Below are 17,076 nucleotides of genomic sequence, written 5' to 3' on the forward strand. Positions count from 1 at the left end.
GGTGCAGGACGCGAAAAAATGACCCGAACGGAACAGATCGAAACACGTCTGCGCGAGGCATTGACCCCACGCGAACTTACCGTGCGCGACGAGAGCGAGGCGCATCGCGGCCATTCCGGCTATCAGGAGGGCGGCGAAAGCCATTTTCACGTGATCATCCGTGCCGACGCTTTTGCCGGTCAGTCCCGAATTGCGCGTCACCGCATGGTGCACAAGGCGCTTGGCCCTGACCTGGTGGCGGCCATCCACGCACTGTCGATGGATCTCGGAGAGTAGGTCGGGGTTCAGCCCGGCCTTTGCTTCACGCGGGCCGCGTCTCTTCGCTGCCTTCCTCGAACTCCGGCTGCTTGTCCGGCTCGGGCGCCGCTTCGGCCACGCCGTCGCCCTCGGGCACCGCCGCTGTCACGGCGGGCGCTTTCGTCAGAACCGGCTCGACCCGCGCAGGCACGGCTTCGGGAATCGTGTCTTCGGCCTCCGCGATGGCCCGGCGAAACACCAGCAAGGTGCGCCAATGTGTCTCCGACCCGGTCAACCCGACCCGCTCCTGCGACGGCAAAACGTCCGAGCGCTGATACTCCCAGCCATCGGCGGCAAGCGCGTTGATCGCCTGTTCCACGCCCAACGCAAACCGCGCCTCGGGCGTCTTGACGCCCTTGGCTTTGATCCCCTTCACCGGGGCCGGAACAACCTTGTATTCGTACACGCCCCTGCTCACAGCCCTAGCTTCGCCGTCACGATCTGGTTGACCGCCGCCGGATTGGCCTTGCCGCCCGTGGCCTTCATCACCTGACCCACGAACCAGCCCGCAAGCTTCGGGTTTTGCTGGGCTTTCTCCACCTGTGCCGGGTTGGCCGCGATAATCTCATCGACCGCTTTCTCAATCGCGCCGGTGTCCGTGACCTGTTTCATGCCGCGCGCCTCGACGATCTCTGCCGGGTCGCCCCCTTCGGTGTAGACGATCTCGAACAGGTCCTTGGCGATCTTGCCCGAGATGTCGCCCTTCTTGATCAGCGCAATGATACCAGCCAGTTGCGCGGGCGAGACCGGGCTTTCCGTGATGTCGTGGTCTTCCTTCTTCAACCGACCGAACAACTCGTTGATGACCCAATTCGCCGCCAGCTTGCCGTCGCCACAGCCCGCGACCACCTCTTCGAAATATCCGGCATTCGCCGTGTCCGCCGTGAGCACGTCGGCATCGTATTCGGACAGGCCAAACTCCTTGACGAAGCGGGCTTTCTTCTCGTCCGGGAGTTCCGGCAGATTGGCGGCGATATCGTCCACCCACGCCTGTTCGATCTCCAGCGGAAGCAGGTCCGGGCAGGGGAAGTAGCGGTAATCATGCGCTTCTTCCTTGGACCGCATCGACCGCGTTTCGTTCTTGTCCGGATCGTAAAGGCGGGTTTCTTGGTCGATCTTTCCGCCCGCTTCCAGGATACCGATCTGACGGCGCGCTTCGTAATCAATCGCCATCTGGATGAACCGCATGGAGTTCATGTTCTTGATCTCGCAACGTGTGCCGAGATGCGAGAAATCCTGAGTTTCCTGATACTTCTCATAAGTACCGGGACGACAGACCGACACGTTCACGTCCGCGCGAAGGTTACCGTTCTGCATGTTTCCGTCACACGTCCCCAGATACCGCAGGATCTGACGCAGCTTCACCACGTAGGCCGCCGCTTCCTCGGGTCCGCGAATGTCGGGGCGGCTGACGATTTCCATCAGCGCCACGCCCGTGCGGTTGAGATCCACGAAAGACATGGACGGGTCCATATCATGGATCGACTTGCCTGCATCCTGTTCGATATGGATCCGTTCGATCCGCACGCGCCGCGCGATGCCGGGTTCCATGTCGACGATCACCTCGCCCTCGCCCACGATGGGGTGATACAGCTGGCTGATTTGGTAGCCTTGCGGCAAATCTGGGTAAAAATAATTCTTGCGATCAAACGCGCTGACAAGATTGATCTGCGCCTTAAGCCCAAGCCCCGTGCGCACCGCCTGTTCAACGCAGAATTCGTTGATGACCGGCAGCATCCCCGGCATGGCGGCATCCACGAAGGACACGTTGGAATTGGGTTCGGCCCCGAATTGCGTCGACGCGCCCGAGAACAGCTTGGCCTTGGAGGCGATCTGTGCGTGCACCTCCATGCCAATGACCAGTTCCCAATCATGCTTGGCGCCGGCGATCACCTTGGGTTTCGGGGCTTCGAAGGTCAGGTCCAGCATGGCAAATCCTCTTGGCGTGAACGCCGCGTGGAATACGCCAGAGGGGGGCAGGGGGCAAGGGGGCGCGGTCTACTCCTTGATTGCACCGGGGGCGGTCACAGGGGGAAGACCCTGGGCGTGACGCGCCAGCGCCGCCGACGCGCGCTGGCGTCCTTTGGTCAGCCGATCCTGGTCGTCCAACCGCGCGGCCCAGACACCCTTTGCCGCGTACCAGACGCGCGGGTGGATTTCCTTCAGGTGATTGGTGACGATCCAATCGAAACAGTCCGCAATCTGCGCGCGGGCTTCGAGATTGACGCCGGTCGGCTCCAACGCCGTGCCGGTGTAGGCGGCGAAGACATTGGCGGTGTGCTGGTCGTTCTGCCGCGCAAAGATGTCGCGCAGGCCCTGACAGAAAAGGTCGGCGTCCAGCAAGGCGAAGGCCTCGCTATCCACGCTGAGCGCGTCCATGTAGGTCCAGGTATAGCCACCCGCATCCCAGATATCCGCCGTGCGTTCCATCGTGCGCCGGGCTTCGTGTTCGAGGCGCTGATAGCTGCCGAACCAGCGGGGCAGCATGTGGTTGCCGAGCGCCCGCATGTATTTGGCGACGCGCGGAGCGAGGTCGATCAGGTCTTCGTAATCGTCGCTTGCCCGCGTGCGGGGACGCGTCTCGGCGGCAAGCAGCGCACAGCGCACGGCGGCGAGCATCGGCGAATCCAGTTCGAACGCGTCATAGCGGTCGATCAGGTCTCCGGCGCTTTTGAAGTGACGGAAGAACGCGGCGCGATGCGCGGGCGGGATGTCCTGCCGCCAGCCCTCGCCGCGCCAGGCCCAGCCGATGTCGATATGCGCGCTGGCCACCACGTAGGCGACGCCGTGATCATCGCCCGTCTCGTCGAGCACAAGCTGCATGTCGTTCATGATCGATGCGGCGCCCAGTTCATCCCCCGATGCCACCGCGCGGGATGCGGCCGTCACCGCGTCGGCACGGGCACCCTCGGCAAGGATTTCGGCCTCGGGTACGCCGCCGGGGGTCATGGCGCGTTCTGCATCGGCGCTGCGGATGCGATCGCCCAGGGTGCCCCAGGCATCCTGACGCGCAAGGTAAAGACCGGCCTCGAACAGCGCGTGGTGCAAATCTTCCTCCTCGCTCGATGTAGCGACCGGAAGCTTGAGCTTGCTCGACGGTTTCAGCGCCTCGACATTGAGAACGGACCCCGACGGCTCCGTCGCGTCGGCGGCGTTTCGGGCTTTGCGGATCAGGGTCGTCAGGTTTTCCAGAACGGGCATCGGATCGGCCTTCGTTTGGTCCGGCGCAGGGGCCGGACGGTGAATTTCGGTCCCACCAGAAATGCCTGAAAAACGTGTCGCAAATCGGGCGCCAAAACGATCTCGCAGCGGTAATCCGGGGGCGGTCGGACCCCGGTGATCAGGTTTCCGCCCAAATCCCTAAAATCGCGCGGAAAGCCGCCCATCCGGTACACCTTGCCCGATTTGGCGTTGATTTTCGGCGAAAAACCAGAAAAACACCTGCGGATGTCGCGCTGGGGGATCATAGGCGTGGCGGTGCTTGCGCTTGGCCTTGCCGGGTCTGTCTCTGCGACACCTGCCACAGTGGTTGACGGATCGTCAACGAATGCGCTGACCGTGTCGCTCAGGCCGGTCGCGCGGAACTACACACCTCTTCCCGATATGCGTTGGAGCCACCGGCGCGAAGCCGATCGCTGGTCCCGTGCGGCCCTAACCGCTCTGCGCAGCCATGCCAGCGCGCTGCCGCGCACGGTGCCCAAGGATATCGGTGACTGGTGCCCCGCCTACGCGACGAACGACACATCCGCACGCGAGGCGTTCTGGATCGGCCTTCTGTCGACACTGGCCAAGCACGAAAGCACATTCCGCCCCACGGCAGTGGGCGGCGGTGGCAAATGGTACGGCCTGCTTCAGATATTGCCCGCGACAGCACGTGGATACAGGTGCAACGCAACCTCGCGGGACGGTCTCAAGAACGGGGCCGCCAACCTGCAATGCGCCTTGCGCATCATGGCCGTGACCGTTCCGCGCGATGGCGTGGTTTCCCACAACATGCGCGGCGTGGCCGCTGATTGGGGACCGTTTCACAGCCGTGCGAAACGCACAGACATGATGAAGTGGATGCGTAAGCAGCCCTATTGTGCAGGGCTGTCGCGATCTTTACGCCCGGTTGCCCGGCCCGACGTCTCTCAGTGGGACGAGGTCTTTTCGACCCGCGGCGACTAGGCCCGACGCGCCGGAAAGCGGGACGCGGCCAAAAGCGATACGCCCTGTTTCTGTGGCTCCCCCAAGGCGAGCGTTGCGCGACGCAGCAATTCGATCCCATCCTCCGAATTCTCAGGCAAGGCCTTGGGCGAAATCGGCTCTCCGACGCGGATATCGTAGGGTTGGCGGTGCTTGTTCAGTGTTTCGTGGAACAGAGTAATGTCGCGCAGCGTCGGATGGATCGCATCGAACAAATAGAACAGCGCGGAATTGCGGGCCTGAAGGTGGATCGGGATCACCGGCAGATCGAATTTCCGCGCCAGCATCGCGGCCGACGCCATCCACGGCCGTTCATGAAGCCGCACGCCCCGCCTTTTCGCCAGACGACCTGACGGGAAGATGACGCCCAGCCGATCGTTCTTAACCGCATTCCGCGCGTAAACCATTGTTTCGCGCGTCTTGGCGTGGCTGCGACGATCCTTGCGCCATTCGACCGGCGCGATGATGTCGCTCATCTGGGGCATCACCTTGAGAATGTCGTGATTCGCGAAATAATAGGCATCACGCCGGACGGATCGAAGCAATCCATGCAGGATGATTCCGTCCGCGATCCCGGTGGGATGGTTCGCAACGACAAGCGCGGCGCCATGACGTGGGATGTGCCCCAGACCGGACACGGTGACATGCTTGGCAAGCCGATCGGCCATGATATCCATGATTTCAAGGGCAGACAGGGTGCCGATCTCTTCGGCCAGCTTCACGGTTCGGTTGTAGCCGAGAAGCGTGTCCAGCACGGGCCGGGCCGCGAAGGCCCCGGGCGTGTTGCGGAATAGCCAGGGCGCACGATCCTGGATCAGCGGGTCTATCCGGTCTTTCATGCGGCAACTCCTGGCAGGCCAGCGTGACACCGGCATGACAAACGCATTGGATCCTGCGCCGGGGAACAAGTCATAATTCCGGAGCATACAGCTTTGCGCAATGTCACGCCACTTGTCGATCAACGCCGGCAAGTCGTTGCCGGTTCCCGATTTTTCGGATTCGGCGGCGTTTTATTCGCAGGGGTGTCGTATCGGTCAGCCGAGGATGCGGCTGACCATTTCATCGGTGTCACGGCTCAGATTCGGTTTCGCCTTGATGCGCTCGAGCTGTGCTTTGATCAGCGTCTGACGGTCCGTGTCATACCGCTTCCAGGTCTGGAAGACCGAGCACAGGCGCGCGGTGGTTTGCGGATTCTTGTCGTCGAGTTTGATCAACCAATCTGCCAGGAACGCATAGCCCGCACCGTCCTTGCGGTGGAAACCGGCGTGGTTCATTGCGAAACCGCCCATCACCGCGCGGAAGCGGTTGGGGTTGCCCATGTCGAACGCCGGGTGTTCCACCAGCCCTTCGGCGACATCCACAGCCACCTCCGGCTTGGCCATGCCGACCTGTAGGCCGAACCATTTGTCCATCACCAGGCGATCGTGTCTCCACTGGTTTTCAAAGGACTTGAGCGCGGCCTCACCCTTGCCGGCGCGCAACAACTGGCCCAGCGCTGAAAGCTGCAACGTCATGTTGTCGGCACTATCGAACTGCGCTTGGGCCGTGGCGCCATCGTCCAGCACAGTCTGAAGCGACAGAAGCGCACTGCCAAGGTCGCGTTTGCCGGCTTGGTCCGCATCCGGGCGGTAGGGTTCGGTCACAGCAACGCTCTGCATCAGGTCACCGATCCAACCCTTCCAACGATGGGCCATGTGCCGTCTCAAACTGTCCGCGGCGGCCCAGATCGCGTCGGGATCCGGGACCGTGCCGCGTTCGAACAACACCTGCGCAAGCTCTGACTGCGTGGGACCGGACAGCATCAGCGATCGGAAGGCCGGATCAAGCGTGTCATCGCGGACCACGCGTTCCAGCGCATCGATCCACGCATCGTCATGGGGCGCGCCGTCCTGGATCGTGGCGACAAGGCTGTCGCGGCACAGGTTGCGCCCCGCTTCCCAACGGTTGAACGCGTCGGTGTCATGCGCCAGCAGGAATGTCCGCTCTTCCCGGCTGACGTCGCGATCCAAGACAATCGGGGCGGAGAACCCGCGCAGGATCGACGGGACCGGTTTGCTGGCCAATCCGTCAAAGGAAAAGCTTTGTTCGGCTTCGGTCAGTGCCAGAACGCGCGTGGGAACGACCTCATCTCCATTGGGATTCAAAAGACCGACGGCAATCGGGATGACCTTCGGATCTTTCACGTCCTGACCGGGGGTCGGCGGCGTGTGCTGTTTGAAGGTCAGGGTATAGACCCCGTCCGTCCAATCCTCTGACACCGTGACGCGGGGCGTGCCGGATTGGGAATACCACAGCTTGAACTGACCAAGATCGCGGCCGGTCGCATCCTCGAAAACGGCAAGCCAGTCTTCGATGGTGCAAGCCTGACCATCGTGACGGTCAAAATACAAATCCAGAGCACGTTTATAAGCATCGTCACCGACCAGGGTTTTCAACATGCCGATCACCTCGGCACCTTTTTCATAGACCGTGGCGGTGTAGAAATTGTTAATTTCCTGAAAACTCTCCGGCCGCACCGGGTGGCTGAGCGGGCCCTGGTCCTCGGGGAACTGCCGCGCGCGCAGGTCGATCACGTCGCTGATGCGTTTGACCGGCTCGGACCGCATGTCGGCCGTGAATTGCGCGTCACGAAAGACCGTCAGACCCTCTTTCAGGCATAGCTGGAACCAGTCGCGGCAGGTGATGCGGTTGCCTGTCCAATTATGAAAATACTCATGCGCGATAATAGCTTCAATTCTCTCGAAATTGCTGTCGGTGCTGGTTTCGGGCGAGGCCAGAACGCAGGACGAATTGAACACGTTGAGCCCCTTGTTCTCCATCGCGCCCATGTTGAAATCGTCCACCGCGACGATGTTGAAAATGTCGAGATCGTATTCACGCCCGTAAACCTCTTCATCCCAAGTCATTGATTTCTTGAGGGCTTCCATCCCGAAGGCGCATTTGCTCTCGTCGCCGGGACGGACCCAGATATTCAGCTCGACCTCTTTGCCGGACATCGTGGTGAACGTGTCGGGATGGTTGACGAGATCTCCCGCCACCAGCGCGAATAGGTAAGCCGGTTTCGGCCACGGATCGTGCCACTCCGCCCAGCCCTCGCCGCTGCCGGTCGGATTTCCGTTGGACAGTTTCACCTTTTCTTCACCTTCGATCCGTACTGTGAAGGTGCTCATGACATCGGGCCGGTCGGGGTAATAGGTGATCTTGCGGAAACCTTCCGCCTCGCACTGGGTGCAATACATGCCGTTCGACATATAAAGCCCTTCCAGCGCGGTGTTGGTTTCGGGGCTGATCTCGACCTCGGCCTCCCAGGTGAAAGGGCCGTCCGGCACGTCGCAGCGCAGGCCCTCGTCGGTCACGGTCGGCGTGACATCGGCACCGTCGATCTTGGCCCAGAGCAGCTTGAGTTCTTCGCCATGCAGGAAAAACGTGCCATCCGTCGCATCCGGGTTCGGCACAAAGGCGATCTTGCTGATGACCCGTGTCGCGGTGGGGGCCAGCCGGAAGGTCAGATGCACGCTCTCCACCACGAAGCCGAAGGGCGTGTAGTCCTTGAGGTAGATCGTCTTGGGCGCGGCGTCTTTCATCATGTGCTCCGAATTGGTGACGTTTGCGTGTCGAAGTAATACCTATGCCGGGATTTCAAAGAAGGGAAACGGGTTGCAGCGTGGGCCCGCACGACATGCTCTGAGCCACCGCTGGTCACGCGCCTTTGGACCCCTAGCTACAATGGCATGACAACCGTTCTCTGGTTCAAGCGCGACCTGCGCATCCACGACCACCCGGCGCTGGCTTTGGCCGCGCGGGATGCGCGTGTCGTGCCGCTTTACATCGTTGAACCCGAATACTGGGCGCTGCCCGACACGTCCGGTCGGCAGTTTGCGTTTTTGCAGGAAAGCCTCGCCGTTTTGCAAACCGCCCTGCGCGGTCTTGGCAGCGATCTTGTGGTCCGGGTGGGTGACGCCGTTCAGGAGTTTGAGGATTTATACCAAACGGTAAAATTCGATCACCTCGTCAGCCACGAGGAAACCGGCAACGCCTGGACCTTTGCCCGCGACAAACGGGTTGCCGCCTGGGCGCGGGGGCAGGGCGTGCGCTGGACCGAGCTTCCGCAATCGGGCGTCGTGCGGCGTCTGCACGGGCGCGATGGGTGGGCGGGGCAGCGCAACGCCTTCATGGCGCATGCGCAGATCGAGGCTCCAAAGGCGTTGCCGCCCTGCGACCTGCCGTCGGACCCGATCCCGAAACTCTGTGCACCGGACCCCTGTGCGGACAGACAGCCAGGGGGGCGCGACCATGCGCTGTCCCTGCTTGGCGGCTTCCTGACGGAACGGGGGCAGACCTACCGCCGCGCCATGTCCTCACCGTTGGACGGGGCCACCGCGTGTTCGCGGCTCAGCCCGCATCTGGCGCTCGGCACGATCACCGTGCGCGAAGTGGTGCAGGCCACCGCCGCCCGCCAGCGCGAGGTCAGGGGCGGTCCGCGCGATGGCTGGAGCGGGAGCCTCAAGTCCTTTCAATCCCGCCTCGCCTGGCGCGATCACTTCATGCAAAAGCTCGAGGATGAACCCGAACTCGAGCATCGCAGCCTGCACCGCGCCTATGAGGGGATGCGCCCGCGCGAACCGGACCACAGCCGTCTGAGCGCGTGGGAAAACGGCGAAACCGGGCTGCCGTTCCTAGATGCCTGCATGCGATCGCTGCGCGCCACCGGCTGGCTCAATTTTCGTATGCGGGCGATGGTGGTCAGCGTCGCGAGCTATCACCTCTGGCTTGACTGGCGCAGCACCGGGCCGCACTTGGCGCGGATGTTCACCGATTACGAGCCGGGCATTCATTGGAGCCAGATGCAGATGCAGGCAGGCACCACGGGCATCAACACACCGCGGATCTATAACCCGATCAAGCAAGGCACCGATCAGGACCCGACCGGCACGTTCACACGGCGCTGGGTGCCGGAACTGGCCGACGTGCCGGACACGCATCTGCAAACTCCTTGGACATGGGACGGCGCAGGGCGCGTTTTGGGGCGACATTACCCAGAGCCGATAATCGATGTTCCGGCAGCGGCGCGCGCGGCGCGGGACCGCATTTTTGCAATGCGCCGCACCGTGGATTGCACTGAGACCGAGCGCGTGATTCAAAAGCACGCCAGCCGCAAGGACAGTGCCGGGCATTTTGTCAACGACCGCGCGCCGCGACGGCGGGCGTCGAAATCCGATGATGGCCAGTTGAGGTTGGACCTGTAAGATGCCGAAACAACGCAAAAAATCCGACTTGCCAACCAAAACCTGCGCCACCTGTGGACTGCCGTTCACCTGGCGCAAGAAATGGGCCAAGGTCTGGGACGACGTGAAATACTGCTCGGAGCGGTGTCGGCGAGAGAAGACCAGACCCTAGAGCCATCCGCATTCCCAAAGGCATCCCGACGCCTCGTACTCTTTCGTTTTCCGAAACAGCGCGCCTCGATTTTCAAATTTCCCCGAAAGGCGATTTTTGGTCAGATCATCTGACCAACCCTGTTGCGGATCGGAAACTTTCTTTCTAATTGAGTACCACAGTATACAGCGAGGGGAACGCCACATGGCCAAGCGGATCGACCGTCACGGATTGCAGATCGACCAGACGCTTTTTGACTTTATCGAGGGGCAGGCCTTGCCCGGCACGGATGTCGAGGCCGATGCATTTTGGGAGGCGCTGTCCACCCTCGCGCATGAGTTCGGGCCGAAGAACGCGGAGCTTCTGAAAACCCGCGAGGATCTTCAGACCAAGATCGACGAGTGGCATATCCGGCATCGCAACCAGCCGCATGACCACGAAGCCTACAAGGCGTTTCTCTCCGAGATCGGGTATCTGCTCGAGGAAGGCGACGATTTCGAGATCGAGACTGCCAACACCGACCCCGAGATCGCGACCGTTCCCGGCCCGCAGCTTGTCGTGCCGATCACCAATGCGCGCTACGCTTTGAACGCGGCCAACGCGCGCTGGGGCAGCCTTTACGACGGCTTTTACGGCACCGACGCGATGGGCACGCCCGCGCCGAAGGGCGGCTACGACAAGGGCCGTGGTTCCCGCGTGGTCGCCCGCGCACGGGTGTTCCTGGACGAGGCCTTCCCGATCGAGGGCGGCAGCCATGCGGATGTGCGGCGGTACTATGTCCACAATGGCGCGCTGCTGATCGACGATATGCCGCTTGTCGATCCGTCGAAATTCGTGGGCTACAAAGGCCATCCCAAGGCCCCGGACGCGGTGCTGCTGCGCAATCACGGCCTGCATGTCGAACTGGTCTTCGACCGCACTCACTTCATCGGCAGCCGCGATCAGGCCGGGCTGGCGGATGTGCGCCTCGAAAGCGCAGTAAGCGCGATCATGGATTGCGAGGATTCCGTGGCCTGCGTCGATGCCGAGGACAAGACCCTCGCGTATTCGAACTGGTTGGGCCTGATGAAGGGCGACCTTGAGGACACGTTCGAGAAAGGCGGCAAGACCGTCACCCGGGCACTCAACCCGGACCGAACCTACACCGCGCCGGATGGCAAAGGTGAGGTGACGATCAAGGGCCGTGCACTGATGCTGGTGCGCAATGTCGGCCACCTGATGACGAACCCCGCGATCCTGCTGAAGGACGGGTCCGAGATTTACGAAGGGCTGATGGACGCGATGATCACAGCGCTCATCGCCAAGCACGATCTGAAAAAGTCGGACGGGCTGCGCAATTCGCACCACGGCTCGGTCTATGTCGTGAAGCCCAAGATGCACGGGCCGGACGAAGTGACCTTTGCCGACGAGACCTTCACCTTCGTCGAAAAGGCGCTGGGCCTGCCGCAGAACACCGTCAAGCTGGGCATCATGGACGAGGAACGTCGCACCTCCGTCAATCTCAAGCAGTGCATCCGCGCGGCCAAGCACCGGGTGGCGTTCATCAACACCGGCTTCCTCGACCGCACCGGGGACGAGATCCACACGTCGATGGAGGCTGGGCCCTTCAGCCGCAAGGACTTCATCAAGCGCAAGGCCTGGATCGGCGGCTACGAGAACCGCAACGTGGACATTGGCCTCGAATGTGGGCTGTCCGGCAAGGCACAGATCGGCAAGGGCATGTGGGCCATGCCCGACATGATGGCCGCGATGCTGGAGCAGAAGATCGAACATCCCAAGGCGGGTGCCAATTGCGCCTGGGTGCCGTCGCCCACCGCCGCCACGCTGCACGCGCTGCATTATCACAAGGTCGATGTCTTCGCCGTGCAGGACAAGCTGCGCAAGGGCGGACGCCGCGCGCATGTGGACACGATCCTCGACATCCCGCTGGCCGCGTTCCAGATGTGGAGCAAGGACCAGATCGCCCGTGAGGTCGAGAACAACGCGCAAGGCATCCTCGGTTATGTCGTGCGCTGGGTCGATCAGGGGGTGGGGTGTTCCAAGGTGCCCGACATCAACAATGTGGGTCTGATGGAGGACCGCGCTACGTGCCGGATCAGCGCGCAGCATATCGCCAACTGGTTACACCACGACGTCGTATCGAAGGACGATGTGATGGAGATCATGCAGCGTATGGCCAAGGTCGTGGATGAGCAAAACGCAGGCGATCCGGCCTACACACCAATGGCGCCGGGCTTTGACACGATCGCGTTCAAGGCGGCCTGTGACCTCGTGTTCGAAGGCCGGGTGCAGCCCTCGGGCTACACCGAACCGGTGCTGCACAAGCGCCGTCTGGAGCTGAAAGCTGCGAGCTGAGGCGGGCCGTTTCCGTCAACGGAAACATCACGATGCGTCGACGCATCGCGGCCCCGCGCGGTGGGTTCCCGAGCGAGGAAGAAACAGGGGCGCAAAGCAAGATTTGCATTTGCGCCCCCAAACCCTTCTGCGTATAGAGACGGCAGGCACCTGTAGCTCAGCTGGATAGAGCGCTGCCCTCCGAAGGCAGAAGTCAAGGCTGGTGATGCTTGGTTGTGTTGGAAGAAAGAAGTTACTAAACAACGGTTTGAGCGAATGTAGGGTTTGCTCTTCATGCCGACGAAATTCTCGCGTAAGCATGGCGTAAGCATCTCGCGAACGGTATGCACCCGTAGCTCAGCTGGATAGAGCGCTGCCCTCCGAAGGCAGAGGCCAGAGGTTCGAATCCTCTCGGGTGCGCCAAAAAACACTATAAATCAATAACTTACACTTTCGCGCATTTGTGGACCTAGTGCTTACGCGGGAAATTCACGTAAGCAGTGCAATCGCGGAAGTCAGCTGAAGTTGCATCGATTTCCCATCGAATCTTTAGCGCGTGGTCCTGGTCGAAGGCGTATGACTTCAGCGTTGCTGCTTGCATCGCCTTCTTTCATCTCGCCAAGTATCGCATCGAGGAAGACGGAGCTGCTGGTTCCGGCAAGCACTGCAGGGGATATGGCGGCAGACCACATTTTCGTGTGCACTGTGTGTGCAACGTGTCGTCGTAGAGGGGCGAACTCTGGCATACTGCGCCGTAATCCAGCGTAGTCATATCCGCCGCCAGAATTTTGCCCAATGAAGAATATCTGCTATAAAACAATATGTTAGAATGAGAGGCGGCCCGATGATGGATTGGACGGGTTTATAACAAAAATCAATGCGTTGAGAGGTGTCTTGTGCAATATGTGTGCAACTTAAAATCGCCTTCTGGCGTGCTTTGTCGGGTGTTCTTCGGTTCAACTAATTTGATCCAATTGCAGCTCGTTTGACAGAGCAAAACCCACATTCGCCCGAAGACAACCAAATGGGCTAACTCCGTATTTGGGAGATGCAGCGCAGAAATTTTAGGCGGGATCAGGCCCGACTTGGGGATAGTGGTGGTCAGGAAACCGATCCTCCACGGCGCATAAGCGCGCCGATGCCAAAATTTTTTGCAGCTTCTTCTTGGAGATATTCCGTTTCCCGTTGATCTTACCAATGGTACCAGCGGTCTTTGCCAGGCTTCCATAACGCCTTGAAATCAAGCGCAATGTACAGCCCGCTACATGCCAATCCTCGGTGAAGTTATGGAGACATTAATCGCTGGAGTAAGACTCTTTCAGCGTCATGAAAATTAATCGTTTGCAGTCTAAAGTGTCATGGATAAACGACCGTTTGGTCGCAGACACTTATAACCCCGCGGCCTTGGTCAGATTCACCCGGAACCGGTCACGGCGGCGCTGGTACCGGCGGGTCATCTCGGCTGAAGCGTGGCCGAGCTGCTTCTGGACGTAGCGTTCGTCGACCTCGGCCGAACTGGCGAGACCGGCCCGCAGCGAGTGGCCGGAAAACAGGGCGAGGCGGTCTTTCTCGGGGAGTTCCGAGCGAATGCCGGATTTCAACACGGTGGCCTTGATGAGACGCGCAACGTGCTTGTCGTTCAGGCGAGCTTCCAGGGCTCTTTTGCCATCCCGTGAGGTGCGCACGAAGACCGGGCCGAAATCAATCTTTGCAAAGTGTAGCCATTGTTCAAGCGCATGGACCGGACAAGTCTGTTCTGAAGAGCCGCGTCCAATCTCGACCTCACGCCAGCCGGTCTTTGCATTCAGGGTCAGTACGACACCATCCTTGAGGATCTCGATCCATCCGCCGCTCTCAAGTGTATCGTCTTTGTGCACATCTAGGCTGACGATCTCGCTTCGGCGCAACCCTCCGGCAAATCCCGTGAGCAGGATGGCCCGGTCGCGCAGCCCGCGCAGATCGAAACCCAGGGTGGCGACCATCGCGAGGATGTCTTCGGGCAGGATGGCTTCTTTCTGGACCGGTCGACGCGCATGCTTGCGCTTGATCCCGGCCAGCACGGTGGCGATGTGCCGGTCCTTGCGGTCCAGCGCGAAACCGCGTTGCGCATAGTTCCAGGCAAGTCCGGATAGGCGACGATCTATGGTGCTCACCGAGAGGGCAGAGGATCCATTGGTCGGCGCAGCCAGGTCGGTCAGGTAGAGGCCAATCATCTCCGGCGAAGGGGGGAGGGGGTCTGTTCCCTTCAATCTGCACCAGCGGGCGAAGTTCTTCCAGTCGGTGGTGTAGGCTTTGTTGGTGTTCTCGGCCGTTGAGGCTTTGGCGTAGTCGCGTGCATTCTCAACCAACCGATCGAGCGTGCCGGACCCGGCGACGTGGGAGGGCAGGGCGATTGATCCGTCCGCTGGCTCTCTCTCGTCGTATCCGTCTTTGTTGCTCGCACCAGAGGACGCTAAGATCGATTTCTGGGCGTCTGGTAGCTGGTTTTCGGGCGTTTCGCTCATGTTTTTGAGCCTATCTCATTTGAGTCCGATAATGCAAACTTATTGGACATGATGCAGACTCGCAGGGTGGGGCGGTTTGCACATCATATTGTGGACGAAAGCGCCGCGAGAGACTAGTGTTGTGGCATGACCTATCAGCCGACTGCCATCTCGAACAACCTGGGCAAGCTACCGCGGCTGCCGGGCTGGGTCACCTCCGGACGTGTGGAAACCTTCGAGGCTGTGGCCTTTCGGTCCGGGGCGGCGCTGAGCGTGCTCGATCAGCTTGTCTCTGATCCCAAGCATGGCGTGCCGCTGAAGCTCCTGGCAAACCGGCTGGCCCTGAGCGCGGCGACCGCGACCTCGAAACTGGAAGGACGGTTGGCGCGTGAGGCGGATATTCGCGACGCCTATCACCTGACGCTGCCGGGCGAGGCGCGGGGGCCGGATGGCGATCTGCTTGCCTTTTGGCGAGGGGGCGCATGCCAGCGGTCAGATGGGATAGGTGAGATCGCCGACCTCGTCGGTGCCGACTTCGCGCGCGACGTGGGCGTTTGGCTGGACGTGGGGTTGGAGGGCGCGCGAACCCACGGGCCATTGGCCGGCTGCGTTTGCGTCCTTCGCGCGGTGCTCGAGACCGACGACCGGGCGGAACGGGTCGCCTGCCTGCTCTCGGACATCGTTCTGGCGCGGGCGCTGAACTGGAAGCAGGTGCTGCCCGTTACCGCGCAGCGGCTGACAAAGGCGGACCTGCGCGACCTGACCGCAGAAGGGCAGGGGGCCGAGTTGGCAGTCGAGATGCAGATCCTCGAGTCCATCGAGGCCACCGTTCGACTGGCGCGAGACGTCGCCCGCCGCGCCGACGCGCTACGTTCCGTGGCGCCGAAGCTGCGCGCGAAAGGATCGGAGGCTGCGGTCGACCTGTTCCTGACCGAGGATGCCGTGGCGCCGGCGTCGATGCTGTCGCCGCGCATCAGGGGCACCTCGATCCCCATGACCTCGCGCGCCGCGCGGCGGTTCTGCGACCGGTTGGTTGAACTCGGCGTGGCCCAAGAACTCACTGGGCGACCGACCTTCCGACTCTACGGGATCGCACCATGAATGTCGCGACCAGGAAACGGAAACCGGCGGAGGAGGGCAGTGCCGCCTTTGACCGTGAGCTGGACGATCTGCCACAGGAACTCCGCTGGCGGGAATGGATGGGGCGGATCGAGGCGGTGCTCTTCGCCAGCGCGTCACCGGTCGGCCGCGACGACCTGGCGCGCGTGGTGGGGCAGGGGGCCTCGGTCGAGATGCTGATCGAGGACATCCAGGCCGAGCTGGTCGGCCGCCCCTACGAATTGGTTCAAGTCGCCGGCGGTTGGATGTTTCGGACGAAAACGCAGTTCGCCGATGCCATCAAGGCCGCTGCCGATCCCGGCGACCCGTCGCTCGGCTTCACCGAGATCGAGATGGGGGTGCTCTGCGCCATCGCCTATCACCAGCCGATCGACCGGGCCGGGCTGAAGGACATCTTCGGTAAGGAGGTCAGCCGCGATCTGCTGGCCCGGCTGCGCTACAAGGACCTGATCGCCAGCGGGCCGCGGTCGCCGCGGCCTGGGGCGCCGCATACCTTCGTGACGACGGACACGTTCCTCGTGACCTTCGATCTGCAGAGCCTGCGGGACTTGCCGGAGCTGGATGTGTCGAAGCCGTGATGTCCGAATTATGCGGCGCTCTTCGAGAGGGTGCCGGCCACTGTCATACCAGCGCGGCGTCAGAAAGCTCTTCCGGTTGCTCGGCCAAGCGATGCGGACCATTCGCGATCGGATCCTCGGGGACCATGATCGCCGAGACGTTGAACGCGCTCGTTTGCTGCGCGGGCCGTTTCTCAGCCCTCGCCGCCGAGGAAGGTCGTGTCGTCCAGCGCCTGGGTCATCGCCAGGATCGCGCCGGTATAGGAATACTGCCGCATCCCCATGCACATCCCGGTCGCCGAATGGGTGAAGGACGATTTCAACGTCCCCGAATCCAGTCCCCGCGGCATTGCGGGCGCGGCCGAGATGTTGGCGAAATGCACCTCGATCACCGGGCGGCCAGCATCCTGAAGGGCGTGGCGGATGGCCTCGCCGATGGTCGTGGCGCCGGCGGGATTGATGATGTAGCCGTCCACGCGCGCGGCCGATTCATGGATGAATTCCAGGATCGCGCCCTGGTAGTTCGACGAGAAACACTCGATCTCCACCCCGAGGTCCTCGCCGAAGCGGGTGCAGAACGCCTTGAGATCGTCGAGCGAGGCGATGGAGCCGTAGACCTGTTTCGACCGGTTGCCCAGCGAGGACATGTTCGGCCCGTCGATGACCGCGATCTTGTGGCGACGGTCGTTTTCCCGGGTGATTGTGGCTTGCATTGCTTGTTCCTT

General features: G+C 61.7%; 14 protein-coding genes and 1 tRNA gene. 8 read left to right on the forward strand and 7 right to left on the reverse strand.

Going from position 1 to position 17,076, the window contains the following annotated elements; translation table 11 throughout:
* The first annotated feature begins 18 nt into the window (after window positions 1–18).
* A complete protein-coding gene (locus Q1B16_RS14905; protein ID WP_299790368.1) occupies window positions 19–276 on the forward strand; it encodes a BolA family protein in 258 nt (85 codons plus the stop codon).
* Window positions 277–301: 25 nt separating this feature from the next.
* Here Q1B16_RS14905 and Q1B16_RS14910 read toward each other — a convergent pair whose 3' ends face one another.
* The 3 genes from Q1B16_RS14910 to Q1B16_RS14920 all read right to left on the reverse strand — a co-directional run bounded on the left by Q1B16_RS14910 (window position 302) and on the right by Q1B16_RS14920 (window position 3,498).
* Entirely contained in the window at window positions 302–703 is a 402-nt protein-coding gene (locus Q1B16_RS14910; RefSeq protein ID WP_299790371.1) for a DUF4177 domain-containing protein, read from the reverse strand.
* 8 nt (window positions 704–711) lie between these two features.
* Window positions 712–2,226, reverse strand: coding sequence for an Asp-tRNA(Asn)/Glu-tRNA(Gln) amidotransferase subunit GatB (gatB, locus tag Q1B16_RS14915; RefSeq protein ID WP_299790374.1), 1,515 nt, complete (start codon window positions 2,224–2,226; stop codon window positions 712–714).
* Between the two features lie 69 nt (window positions 2,227–2,295).
* Window positions 2,296–3,498: a hypothetical protein gene (locus tag Q1B16_RS14920; protein WP_299790377.1), complete on the reverse strand. Its 1,203-nt coding sequence runs from the start codon at window positions 3,496–3,498 to the stop codon at window positions 2,296–2,298.
* A 270-nt stretch (window positions 3,499–3,768) separates the two neighbouring features.
* Here Q1B16_RS14920 and Q1B16_RS14925 point away from each other — a divergent pair, with 270 nt between their 5' ends.
* Complete coding sequence (locus Q1B16_RS14925; protein WP_299790380.1) at window positions 3,769–4,464, forward strand: transglycosylase SLT domain-containing protein; 696 nt, start codon at window positions 3,769–3,771, stop codon at window positions 4,462–4,464.
* On the opposite strand, the gene Q1B16_RS14930 is transcribed toward Q1B16_RS14925, so the two are convergent.
* Window positions 4,461–5,321 carry a lysophospholipid acyltransferase family protein gene (locus Q1B16_RS14930; RefSeq protein WP_299790383.1) on the reverse strand — a complete coding sequence of 287 codons (861 nt, stop codon included), beginning with the start codon at window positions 5,319–5,321 and terminating at the stop codon, window positions 4,461–4,463. The genes Q1B16_RS14925 and Q1B16_RS14930 overlap by 4 nt on opposite strands.
* A gap of 195 nt (window positions 5,322–5,516) precedes the next feature.
* Window positions 5,517–8,066: an aminopeptidase N gene (gene pepN, locus Q1B16_RS14935; RefSeq protein WP_299790386.1), complete on the reverse strand. Its 2,550-nt coding sequence runs from the start codon at window positions 8,064–8,066 to the stop codon at window positions 5,517–5,519.
* Window positions 8,067–8,213: 147 nt separating this feature from the next.
* On the opposite strand from pepN, the gene Q1B16_RS14940 reads away from it, so the two are divergent.
* From Q1B16_RS14940 to Q1B16_RS14955, 4 genes are all read left to right on the forward strand, one after another.
* Complete coding sequence (locus Q1B16_RS14940; protein WP_299790389.1) at window positions 8,214–9,728, forward strand: FAD-binding domain-containing protein; 1,515 nt, start codon at window positions 8,214–8,216, stop codon at window positions 9,726–9,728.
* A 1-nt stretch (window position 9,729) separates the two neighbouring features.
* Window positions 9,730–9,879 carry a DUF2256 domain-containing protein gene (locus Q1B16_RS14945; RefSeq protein ID WP_299790392.1) on the forward strand — a complete coding sequence of 50 codons (150 nt, stop codon included), beginning with the start codon at window positions 9,730–9,732 and terminating at the stop codon, window positions 9,877–9,879.
* Window positions 9,880–10,062: 183 nt separating this feature from the next.
* A complete protein-coding gene (locus Q1B16_RS14950) occupies window positions 10,063–12,213 on the forward strand; it encodes a malate synthase G (protein WP_299790395.1) in 2,151 nt (716 codons plus the stop codon).
* A 325-nt stretch (window positions 12,214–12,538) separates the two neighbouring features.
* Window positions 12,539–12,615 (forward strand) — tRNA-Arg (locus tag Q1B16_RS14955).
* A 965-nt stretch (window positions 12,616–13,580) separates the two neighbouring features.
* On the opposite strand, the gene Q1B16_RS14960 is transcribed toward Q1B16_RS14955, so the two are convergent.
* Window positions 13,581–14,696: a tyrosine-type recombinase/integrase gene (locus Q1B16_RS14960; RefSeq protein WP_299790398.1), complete on the reverse strand. Its 1,116-nt coding sequence runs from the start codon at window positions 14,694–14,696 to the stop codon at window positions 13,581–13,583.
* 126 nt (window positions 14,697–14,822) lie between these two features.
* On the opposite strand from Q1B16_RS14960, the gene Q1B16_RS14965 reads away from it, so the two are divergent.
* Both Q1B16_RS14965 and Q1B16_RS14970 read left to right on the forward strand, forming a co-directional pair.
* On the forward strand, window positions 14,823–15,776 hold the full coding sequence (locus tag Q1B16_RS14965; protein WP_299790401.1) for a DUF1403 family protein: 954 nt from the start codon (window positions 14,823–14,825) through the stop codon (window positions 15,774–15,776).
* Window positions 15,773–16,372 (forward strand): SMC-Scp complex subunit ScpB, encoded by a 600-nt coding sequence (locus Q1B16_RS14970; RefSeq protein ID WP_299790404.1) that lies wholly within the window; start codon window positions 15,773–15,775, stop codon window positions 16,370–16,372. The genes Q1B16_RS14965 and Q1B16_RS14970 overlap by 4 nt, the downstream gene beginning before the upstream one ends.
* 173 nt (window positions 16,373–16,545) lie before the next feature.
* Here Q1B16_RS14970 and Q1B16_RS14975 read toward each other — a convergent pair whose 3' ends face one another.
* Window positions 16,546–17,064, reverse strand: coding sequence for a type II 3-dehydroquinate dehydratase (locus tag Q1B16_RS14975; protein ID WP_299790407.1), 519 nt, complete (start codon window positions 17,062–17,064; stop codon window positions 16,546–16,548).
* Between the last annotated feature and the right edge of the window lie 12 nt (window positions 17,065–17,076).

It is taken from the genome of uncultured Marivita sp. (assembly GCF_947488135.1).
Taxonomy (GTDB): domain Bacteria; phylum Pseudomonadota; class Alphaproteobacteria; order Rhodobacterales; family Rhodobacteraceae; genus Marivita.